Source organism: Azospira sp. MPR-E4 (assembly GCF_058809645.1).
This window is the reverse complement of the sequence record NZ_JBXAST010000045.1, coordinates 16,665-27,248: the sequence shown is the minus strand read 5'-3', so window position 1 is coordinate 27,248 and position 10,584 is coordinate 16,665. Positions and strand designations below refer to the sequence as shown.

At 68.0% G+C, this 10,584-nt stretch carries 6 protein-coding genes; 5 read left to right on the top strand and 1 reads right to left on the bottom strand.

Annotation, left to right across the window (positions count from 1 at the left end; genetic code table 11):
* Positions 1 to 80 precede the first annotated feature (80 nt).
* Together mutS and AC1RTA_RS12660 are read left to right on the top strand one after the other, a co-directional pair.
* Entirely contained in the window at positions 81 to 2,684 is a 2,604-nt protein-coding gene (gene mutS / locus AC1RTA_RS12665) for a DNA mismatch repair protein MutS (protein ID WP_492784889.1), read from the top strand.
* Between the two features lie 9 nt (positions 2,685 to 2,693).
* Complete coding sequence (locus AC1RTA_RS12660) at positions 2,694 to 2,972, top strand: hypothetical protein (RefSeq protein WP_043798088.1); 279 nt, start codon at positions 2,694 to 2,696, stop codon at positions 2,970 to 2,972.
* Here AC1RTA_RS12660 and AC1RTA_RS12655 read toward each other — a convergent pair.
* Positions 2,942 to 3,436, bottom strand: a complete 495-nt coding sequence (locus AC1RTA_RS12655) for a CZB domain-containing protein (RefSeq protein ID WP_014237299.1) — start codon at positions 3,434 to 3,436, stop codon at positions 2,942 to 2,944. The two genes, AC1RTA_RS12660 and AC1RTA_RS12655, sit on opposite strands and share 31 nt — an antisense overlap.
* A 250-nt stretch (positions 3,437 to 3,686) precedes the next feature.
* Here AC1RTA_RS12655 and AC1RTA_RS12650 point away from each other — a divergent pair, with 250 nt between their 5' ends.
* The 3 genes from AC1RTA_RS12650 (at position 3,687) to trmA (ending at position 10,288) form a co-directional block, all read left to right on the top strand.
* Positions 3,687 to 4,961 (top strand): O-acetylhomoserine aminocarboxypropyltransferase/cysteine synthase family protein, encoded by a 1,275-nt coding sequence (locus AC1RTA_RS12650; RefSeq protein WP_014237298.1) that lies wholly within the window; start codon positions 3,687 to 3,689, stop codon positions 4,959 to 4,961.
* A 258-nt stretch (positions 4,962 to 5,219) separates the two neighbouring features.
* The gene (locus AC1RTA_RS12645; RefSeq protein ID WP_492784888.1) at positions 5,220 to 9,038 is read left to right on the top strand and encodes a response regulator; all 3,819 of its coding nucleotides are present in this window, start codon (positions 5,220 to 5,222) and stop codon (positions 9,036 to 9,038) included.
* A gap of 161 nt (positions 9,039 to 9,199) precedes the next feature.
* Positions 9,200 to 10,288, top strand: coding sequence for a tRNA (uridine(54)-C5)-methyltransferase TrmA (gene trmA, locus AC1RTA_RS12640; RefSeq protein ID WP_492784887.1), 1,089 nt, complete (start codon positions 9,200 to 9,202; stop codon positions 10,286 to 10,288).
* Positions 10,289 to 10,584: the final 296 nt, after the last annotated feature.

Sequence of the window (10,584 nt, the reverse complement as noted above, 5' to 3'; positions counted from 1 at the left end):
ACCTTCCCCCCCGCCGCCAGACACGGGATAATCCGCCCCTTCGGCGGCCCCTGCCGCGCCCATCCATTTTTTTGAAGCCCATGGCAACCAAGAAGAACAGCGATCCCTCCGGCCACACCCCGATGATGCAGCAATACCTGGCCCTGAAAAGCCAGCATCCGGGCACCCTGCTCTTCTATCGCATGGGGGATTTCTACGAGCTGTTCTTCGAGGATGCGGAAAAGGCCGCCCGCCTGCTGGACATCACCCTCACCACCAGGGGCCAGTCCGCCGGCCTGCCCATCAAGATGGCCGGGGTGCCCTACCACGCCGTGGAGCAGTACCTGGCCAAGCTGGTGAAGATGGGCGAATCCGTGGTCATCTGCGAACAGGTGGGGGACCCGGCCACCAGCAAGGGCCCGGTGGAGCGGGCTGTCTCCCGCATCGTCACCCCCGGCACCCTGACCGACGCCGCCCTGCTCGACGAGAAGCGGGACACCCTGCTCATGGCCCTGACCGGCGGCCGCGGCGTCTGGGGCCTGGCCTGGCTCAACCTGGCCAGCGGCGAATTCCGCGTCAGCGAAGTGGCCACGGAAAAGCTGGCCGCCACCCTGGAACGCATCCGCCCGGCCGAAGTGCTGCTGCCCGATTCCCTGGTGCCGGAAGTGAACATCAGCGCCGCCACCACCCGCCGCCCCGACTGGCATTTCGACGCCGAAGCGGCCAAGCGCCTGCTGCTGGAACACTTCAAGGTGCAGAGCCTCACCGCCTTCGCCGCCGAGGACCTGCGCCCCGCCCTGGGGGCCGCCGGGGCCCTGCTGCAGTACGCCCAGGCCACCCAGACCCAGGCCCTGCCCCACGTCCAGGGCCTCATGGTGGAGCGGGAGTCCGCCTACCTGGGGCTGGATGCCGCCACCCGCCGCAACCTGGAACTGACCGAGACCCTGCGGGGCGAAGCCTCCCCCACCCTGTTTTCCCTGCTGGATTCCTGCATCACCGCCATGGGCGCCCGCTACCTGCGCCACGCCCTGCACCACCCCCGGCGTGACCGGGCGGTGCCGGCGGCCCGCATCGATGCCATCGGCGCCCTCATGGCGGACCATCTGGCCCTGGCCCAGTACCTGCGCAGCGGCCTGAAGGGCTTTGCCGACGTGGAGCGCATCGCCGGCCGCATCGCCCTGCGCAACGCCCGCCCCCGGGACCTCTCCAGCCTGCGCGACTCCCTCGCCTGCCTGGAGGAACTGCGCCGCCCCCTGGCCGGCCATCCCTCGCCCCTGCTGGGTGAGCTGTGGGGCCAGCTGGAAGCGCCGGTGGAGGCCATCGAGCTTTTGCTGCGCGCCATCGCCCAGGAACCGGCGGCCATGGTGCGGGACGGCGGCGTCATGGCCACCGGCTTCGATGCCGAGCTGGACGAACTGCGGGCCCTCAACGACAACTGCGGCGCCTTCCTCGTCGATCTGGAAGCCCGGGAGAAGGAACGCACCGGCATCGCCACCCTCAAGGTGGAATACAACCGGGTGCACGGCTTCTACATCGAAGTCACCCACGCCAATGCCGACAAGGTGCCGGACGACTACCGCCGGCGCCAGACCCTGAAGAACGCCGAACGCTACATCACCCCCGAACTGAAGGCCTTCGAGGACAAGGCCCTCTCCGCCCAGGACCGGGCCCTGGCCCGGGAGAAGTGGCTCTACGAGCAGGTGCTGGATCAGTTGCAGCCGGTGGTGCCGCAGCTGCAGGCGGTGGCCCGGGCCCTGGCCCAGCTGGACATGCTGGCCTCCTTCGCCGACACCGCCGTGGCCCGCAACTGGTGCCGCCCCGAATTCACCGACCGGCCCGGCCTGTGGCTGGAAGCGGGCCGCCACCCGGTGGTGGAAAACGAACTGCAGGCCCAGGGCGACACCTTCATCCCCAACGACCTGGACCTGGGAGAAAGCGAAGACGCGGAACGCCGCCTGCTGCTCATCACCGGCCCCAACATGGGCGGTAAATCCACCTACATGCGGCAGACTGCCCTGATCGCCCTGCTCGCCCACGTCGGCTGCTACGTGCCGGCCAAGGCGGCCCGGCTGGGGCCCATGGACCAGATCTTCACCCGCATCGGCGCCTCCGACGACCTGGCTTCCGGCCGCTCCACCTTCATGGTGGAAATGACCGAATCCGCCGCCATCCTGCACAACGCCACGGAACAAAGTCTTGTCTTGATGGACGAGGTGGGCCGGGGCACCTCCACCTTCGACGGCATGGCCCTGGCCATGGCCATCCTGCGCCACCTGCTGGAGAAGAACCGCAGCCTGACCCTGTTCGCCACCCACTATTTCGAGCTGACCCGCCTGGCCCACGAATACCCGGCCCTGGTCAATGTGCATCTGGACGCGGTGGAGCACGGCGACCGCATCGTCTTCCTCCACGCTGTGGAAGAAGGCCCGGCCAACCAGAGCTACGGGATTCAGGTGGCGGCCCTGGCCGGCATTCCCAGTGCGGTGGTGCGGGCGGCGAAAAAGGAACTGCGGCAGCTGGAAACCCGGGCCGCGGTGGACCCGCTGCAGCCGGATCTCTTCGCCGCCGTCCCGGCGCCCGCCGAGGGGCCGGAAGCTCCGGCCCACCCGGCCCTGGAGCGGCTGGGGGAGATCGATCCGGACAGCCTCTCGCCGCGAGAGGCCCTGGACCTGCTTTACGAACTGAAGACCTTGCAACGGGGCTAGGCGCGGGTGTTGCAGAGCCTCATCCCCTGGGTGGACCATCCCTGGCTGCTGCTGGCCTGCCTGGCCCTGTCGGTGCCGCCCCTGCGGGACATCTGGCGCATGATGTTCGGCGACGCTGCCGACTTTGCCGAAGACCTGAGACTGGCCGCCCTCCCCGACTGGTGGGCCTGGTTCCAGGGCCGCTATTGGGACGGCCAGTGGGCCGAACTGAAACTGACCGTCTTCGCCCTGCTCTGCGTCGGCCTGCCCGCCGCCCTCTACCGCATCATTGCCGGCTGGGTGAACTGAAACTCTTCCTCCATGCCCTGGGCGCAGCCGGCGTCGAACAGGTCGGCCAGATGCACCAGCCAGCTGCGCAACTCCCGGTAGTGGGGCTCGAAGTCGTGGTGGAAGCTGCGGCTGGCCTCCTGCTCGTCACCCTGGGCCTGGGCCCGGGCGATGGTCCGCACGTCCTCGCACACCTGGCGGTGGATGCGGGCGAAATCGGAGAAGGAACCCAGATCGCCGAAGTTGCGCCGGGCGCCGCTGGCGATCCAGCGGCCCAGGGGCCGTTCTTCCAGCCGGGGCAGGCGCTCGCACCACATGGGCCCGGGCGTACGCCCGTCCACCACCCAGGCGGTAACTTCGCGGCGCACCGCCGTCCATTCGGCCGCCACGCGGCAGAAGTTGATCTGGCTGCGCACTTCCTCCCGTTCCCGCCGGGAGAAGGGACTACCGCTGAAGAAGGCTCGGATAAGGTCGAGGGGACGCATGGCACACCTCTTTTCTTATAGTGGTTGGCTTGATTTAATTTTATGCCTTTGCGCATAAAACAAAAGTAATATTCGGCGCCCCCAGGGTTCGTCCTAGGTACTTCCCGGGAAAGTCCCTAGGAACCAACTCGTAGTTTGCATATACCCAATCGATCTAGAAAACCGCTTTTTTAGTGCTAGACTCTCATCCACTGTCATGGCGGGCCCCGCGGGGCCGCCCCACCGATCATCCAAACAAGGGAGACTCCTGATGCCGAAGCTCGAAACCCTGGCCGTACATGCCGGTTATTCCCCCGATCCCACCACCAAGGCGGCGGCGGTACCCATCTACCAGACCACCTCCTACGCCTTCGACAACACCCAGCACGGGGCTGACCTGTTCGACCTGAAGGTGGCGGGCAACATCTACACCCGCATCATGAACCCCACCCAGGACGTCCTGGAAAAGCGCGTCGCCGCCCTGGAAGGCGGCATCGCCGGCCTGGCCCTGGCTTCCGGCCAGGCTGCCATCACCTACGCCATCCAGACCATCGCCGAAGCCGGCGACAACATCGTCTCCACCGCCACCCTCTACGGCGGCACCTACAACCTGTTCGCCCACACCTTCCCCCAGCTGGGCATCCAGGTGCGCTTCGCCGACTACCGGGACCCGGCCTCCTTCGAGAAGCTGATCGACGGCAAGACCAAGGCCATCTACGCCGAAACCATCGGTAACCCCCTGGGCAACATCACCGACATCGAGAAGCTGGCCGAGATCGCCCACCGCAACGGCATTCCGCTGATCGTGGACAACACCGTGGCCAGCCCCTTCCTGCTGCGCCCCATCGAGTTCGGCGCCGACATCGTGGTGCATTCCCTGACCAAGTACCTGGGCGGCCACGGCAATTCCATCGGCGGCATCATCGTCGATAGCGGCAAGTTCCCCTGGGCCGAGCACAAGACCCGCTTCAAGCGCCTCAACGAGCCCGATGTTTCCTACCACGGCGTGGTGTACACCGAAGCCCTGGGCCCCGCCGCCTACATCGGCCGCGCCCGGGTCGTGCCCCTGCGCAACACCGGCGCCGCCATCAGCCCCTTCAACGCCTTCCTCATCCTGCAGGGCATCGAGACCGCCGCCCTGCGCATGGAGCGCATCACCGACAACACCATCGCCGTGGCCAAGTACCTGCAGAGCCACAAGAAGGTGAAGTGGGTGAACTACGCCGGCCTGGAAAACCACCCGGACCACGCCCTGGCCAAGAAGTATCTGGGCGGCAAGCCCTCCGGCATCCTCACCTTCGGCGTCGAGGGCGGCATCGAGGGCGGCACCCGCTTCCAGGACGCGCTGCAATTGTTCACCCGCCTGGTGAACATCGGCGACGCCAAGTCCCTGGCCTGCCACCCGGCCTCCACCACCCACCGCCAGCTCAACCCGGAAGAACTGGCCAAGGCCGGCGTCACGGTGGATACGGTGCGCCTGTCCATCGGCATCGAGCACATCGACGACCTCATCGCCGACCTGGAACAGGCCCTGGCCGCCGTCTGAGCCACACCTGCCGCAACCACGAAACGGGGCCCCAGGCCCCGTTTTTTTTTCTCCCGGCGCCCCCCGGGACAAACGCCGCCTCGCATTCGGGATATGCCGATTGACAAGACGCCCCCGAATTTTTGACACTGGAACCATGGGCGGCAAGCCCGCCCGGCCATGCCGGGTGAATCAAACCCCTCCGCCGCTGTCCCAGCAGAGGAGGGAAGCGGGGATCGAGCCTGAGCGGGAGTGCGGATGGGCAATTTAGCAACGCGGATGCGCCGAAAAATCGAAAGCCTGCCCCTGAAGATCAAGGCGGCCCTCTTCTGCGCCCTCATTTTCGCCCTGGGCATGGGTTCCCTCGCCTATTACGTGGCCGACGCCCTGCGCCGGGATTCGGTGGTTCTCATCGGCCAGGAGCAGAAGACCGGCGCCGACTTCCTCGCCCGCACCCTGGAAGCGGAACTGCGGCTGCGCCTGGACGTCATCGACGGCCTGGCCCGCCACCTGGTTGCCCAGTCCCTCAACTCGCCCCGGCAGATCCAGACCTTCCTCAATGAGCAGACGGTGGCCAGCCGCATCTTTTCCCGGGACATCTACTTCATCGCGGCCAACGGCATCCGCACCGCCGAGTATCCGCAACGGGGCCACGTCGGCACGCCCTACAACGACAGCAGCTATTTCATCAGCATCCGGGACACCCGCAAGCCGGCCATCCGGGTCTGGTTCGGCCGCTTCGCCAAGAAGCCGGTGCTGCTGGTGGCGGTACCCGTCATCGCCGCCGACGGCACCTTCCTCGGCGCCCTCTGCGGCGCCGACGTGATCGCCCCGGGCAGCCCCCTGCACCTCACCGACGAAGTGCATAACGGCCAGAGCGGCGGCTTCCACGTCTACGCCCTGGACCAGGGCATCTTCGCCGCCAGCACCGACCCCACCCGGGTCCTGGAAAAGCTACCGGCTCCCGGCATCAACCCCCTGCTGGACCGGCGCCTCAAGGGCTATACCGGCCCGGGCCAGACCGTGGATTCCAAGGGCCTGGAAGTCGTCAGCGCTGCCGCCATGGTGCCCACCGCCAACTGGATGGTGGTGTCCTACCTGCCCACCCGGGAAGCCTTCGCTCCCCAGGAACGGGCCACCATGCGCATCTACAGCGGCGCCGCCCTCATCACCCTGCTGGTGGCCCTGCTGGTGTGGCTGGGAGTGCGCCGCTCCCTGGCGCCCCTGGAACGGGCCGCCCGCCAGATCGGCGAAACCGGGGCCGGCCACATTCCCCTGGAGCCGGTGGAGGTCCAGGGCAGCGGCGAGATCCGCATGCTGCTGCAGAACTTCAACCTGCTGCAGCAGCACATCGCCGCCCAGAACGAGACCATCCGGCAGGAGCGGGACCACCTGGAGGTGCTGGTGGAGGAGCGCACCGCCGAGCTGGTGGGGCTGGCCAAATCCCTGCGGGACGCCAACCAGGAGCAGCAGGCCGTCTTCGACGCCGCCCGCATCGGCATCATCCTCACCCGGGACCGCATCATCCGCCGCTGCAACCGCACCATCGAGGAAATTCTCGGCTACGAGCCGGGGGAAATCCTGGAGCAGAGCACCCGCATCTGGTACCCGGACGAGGCCACCTTCCTCGCCGTGGGCGAGCGGGTGCGGGAGGGCCTGGCCCGCCACGGCTATTTCCGGGAGGAACTGGAGCTGGTACGCAAGGACGGCAGCCGCTTCTGGGGCCGCATCATGGCCCAGGTGATCGACCGCAACGCCCCGGAAAAGGGCATGGCCGGCACCGTGGAAGACATCGGCGAGGAGCGCCGCATCCTGGCCGAGATGGCCCAGGCCAAAGCCCTGGCCGAAGCGGCGGCCCAGGCCAAGGCCGACTTCCTGGCCAACATGAGCCACGAAATCCGCACCCCCATGAATGCCGTCATCGGCATGACCCACCTGGCCCTGAAGACCGACCTGGACGAACGCCAGCGCGAATACCTGCGCAAGATCCAGCATTCCAGCCAGCACCTGCTGGGCATCATCAACGACATCCTGGACTTCTCCAAGAGCGAGGCCGGCAAGCTGCACATCGAGCAGATCGACTTCGACCTGGAGAAGGTGCTGGAGGACGTCTCCAGCCTAATGTCGGAGCGGGCCACCAGCAAGGGCCTGGAGTTCGTCATCGAAATGGCCGACGAGGTGCCGCGCCACCTGGTGGGCGACCCCCTGCGCATCGGCCAGGTGCTTATCAACTACGCCAGCAACGCGGTGAAATTCACCGAACGGGGCGAGGTGGCCATCCACGTCGGCCTGGAGGAAGACCAGGGCCAGGAGGTGCTGCTGCGCTTTGCCGTGCACGACACGGGCATCGGCATCAAAGCCGGGGAACTGCCCACCCTCTTCAACAGTTTCCAGCAGGCCGACAGCTCCACCACCCGCAAGTACGGCGGCACCGGCCTCGGCCTGGTCATCGCCAAGCGCCTGGCCGAACTGATGGGCGGCCAGGTGGGGGCCGAGAGCGAGCCGGGCCGGGGCTCCACCTTCTGGTTCACCGCCCGCCTGGGCCGGAGCAGCACCGCCCGCCACCGGGCCCAGCCCCGGCCCGACCTGCGGACCCGCCGCCTGCTGGTGGTGGACGACCACGACCATGCCCGGGACGTGGTCTGCGACATGCTGCGCAGCATGAGCTTCCAGGTCAGCGACACCGATTCGGGCAACCGCTGCCTGGCCGAACTGCAGCGGGCCAGCGCCGCCGGGGAGCCCTACGACATCGTCTTCCTCGACTGGCAGATGCCGGAAATGGACGGCCTCGCCACGGCCCGGGAAATCCGCCGCCTGGAGCTGCCCCAGCCGCCCCTGGTGCTGATGATCACTGCCTACGGCCGCGATGAGCTGGCCCGCAGCGCCGGCGAGAGCGGCCTCCAGGGCATCGAGGAAATCCTCATCAAGCCGGTCAGTCCTTCCCAGCTGTTCAACACCGTGATGCGCATCCTCGACCATGAGGACGGCCCCCACAGCGCGGCCGACCCGGAAGCCCTGCCCGACCTGGCGCCCCTGGCCGGCCTGCGGGTGCTGCTGGTGGAGGACAACCAGCTGAACCAGGAAGTGGCCAGCGAATTCCTGGCCGGCGCCAACATGGTGGTGGATGTGGCGGACGACGGCGCCAGCGCCCTGGAAAAGGTGCGCCAGCAGCGTTACGACGTGATCCTGATGGACATGCAGATGCCGGTCATGGACGGCATCGCCGCCACCCGGGAAATCCGCAGGCAGTTCCCCGCCGCCGTCCTGCCCATCCTGGCCATGACCGCCAACGCCATGGAGCAGGACCGGGAACGCTGCCTGGCGGCGGGCATGAACGACCACATCGCCAAGCCGGTGGACCCGAGGGACCTGCTGGGCAAGCTGCTCAAGTGGCTGGCCCCCGGCGCACCCGTCGTGGCCCCGCAGGCCGCCTCGCCGCTGCCCGGCACCGTCACGCCGACGCCGCCGGTCGCGGCCCCAGCCAAGGCCGACCGCCAGCCCTTCGCCGGCATCCCCGGGCTGGATGCGACCCTGGGCCTGCACCAGGCCCTGGACCGGGAAGGCCTCTACCTGCGCCTCATGGACAAGTTCGTCAGCGGCCAGCGCGACGCGCCGCAACGGCTGGCCCGGGCCATCGATGCCGAGGACTGGGTCGGGGCCGAACGGGAGGCCCATACCCTCAAGGGCGTCAGCGCCCAGATCGGCGCCATGCCCCTGCGCGATCTGGCCGAAAGGCTGGAGCACGCCATCCGCCAGAGGGAAGCCCCGGACCTGCTGCGGGACCTGCTGGGCAAGATCGCCGACAGCCTGCCCCCGCTGGTGGACGCCATCGCCGCCGTCCTGGCCACCCAGGAAGTGCCAGCGGCCAAGGCCACGGTGAACTGGATGCAGGTGGAGGAAGTCTGCGCCCGCCTGGCCCAGCAGCTGGCAAACGACGATTTTGCCTGCGAAAAGCTCCTGGACGAACACGAGGCCCTGCTCCACGGCGCCCTGGGCGAGGACTTCCCGCCCCTGGCCCGGGCCGTGCGCGACTTCGACTTCACCCAGGCCCAGGCCCGGCTGCAGGCCCTGGCGGCAAGCCACCGGCTCAAGCTCTAGGGCGGCCCCGGGGCCGCCCCCGCCGCCCCGGCACAAAATCCTGAAAGGCCCCGGCGAGTTGTGTATATTGCGGCTGCGCCGGCCCACCCGACCCGAACATCCACCCGGTCACGCCCCCTGTCATGCCGCCGGCGCACCGTGACTGCCGCCCTGCCAAGACCATGCCGCTACGCAAAATCAACCCCGCCGCCTACGACGCCCTGCTGGCCGAAAAGATCGCCCGCTACCGGGCCGACTTCGCCCCCTTCGATCTGCCCGAGCCCCACATCGCCCGCTCCGCCCCCCTGCACTACCGGCTGCGGGCCGAGTTCCAGATCGTCCGCCGCGAGGGCCAGGTGGCCTACGCCATGTTCAACCCGGACAATCCCCGGGAAGCGGTGCCCCTGGAAACCTTCCCCGTGGCCTCCGCCACCATCTGCGAGATGATGCCGCGGCTGCGGGACGAACTGCAGGCCAGCGAACTACTCAAGGACTACCTGTTCCGCGTGGACTTCCTCTCCACCCTGAGCGGCGAGCTGCTGGTGACCCTGGTGTACAAGCGGCCCCTGCGCCCCCTGTGGGAAGCGGCCGCCCGGGACCTGGCGCAACGGCTCAACATCCAGCTCATCGGCCGCAGCCGCGGGCAGAAGCTGGTCCTGGGCCGGGACTGGGTCGAGGAAAGCTTCGAACTGGAAGGCCGCCAGCTGCGCTACCAGCAGATCGAGGGCGCCTTCTCCCAGCCCAACGGCGAGGTGAACCGGCAGATGCTGGCCTGGGCCTGCGCCCAGGCCGACACCCTGGGCGGCGACCTGCTGGAGCTGTATTGCGGCAACGGCAATTTCACCATCGCCCTGGCGCCCCACTACGAGCGGGTGCTGGCCACGGAAATGAGCAAGACCTCGGTCCATGCCGCCCAGTACAACCTGGAAGCCAACCGGGTGGACAACGTCAAGGTGGTGCGCATTTCCGCCGAGGAATTCAGCGAAGCCTACAGCGGCACCAAGGAATTCACTCGCCTGGCCAGCATCGACCTGAAGGGCTACCGCTTCTCCACCGTCTTCGTGGACCCGCCCCGGGCCGGCCTGGACGACGGCACCCTGGCACTGGTGCGGGGCTTCGACCATATCCTCTACATCTCCTGCAACCCGGAGACCCTCAAGGCCAACGTGGCGGCCCTGCACGACACCCACCGCATCGCCGCGGCCGCCGCCTTCGACCAGTTCCCCTACACCGACCACCTGGAGTGCGGCCTGCTGCTGAGCCGCCGCTGACACCCGGCCTGCCGGCGCCCCTGCCGGCAGCCGGCCCCGGGCGGAAGAGGAACGCTGTCATAGCATGACCCGGGAGGCAGAAAGGACGCCATTCTCCAGCCATGACAGGCCAGAATGTCCGTCCTTCCTTGCTCCCAGGCCGATGACCTGATGGCAGGACACCCCGGGACTGGCGCCGCCTTTCTCGCTTATCTTTCTCTCCCGCTTTTCTGCCGCCTTCCCCGCCAGCCGGCCTGTCTCTTTCATCCGCCACACCTTGCACCTGCTCCCGGCAGCGCCCGACGACTGGTGCCTTC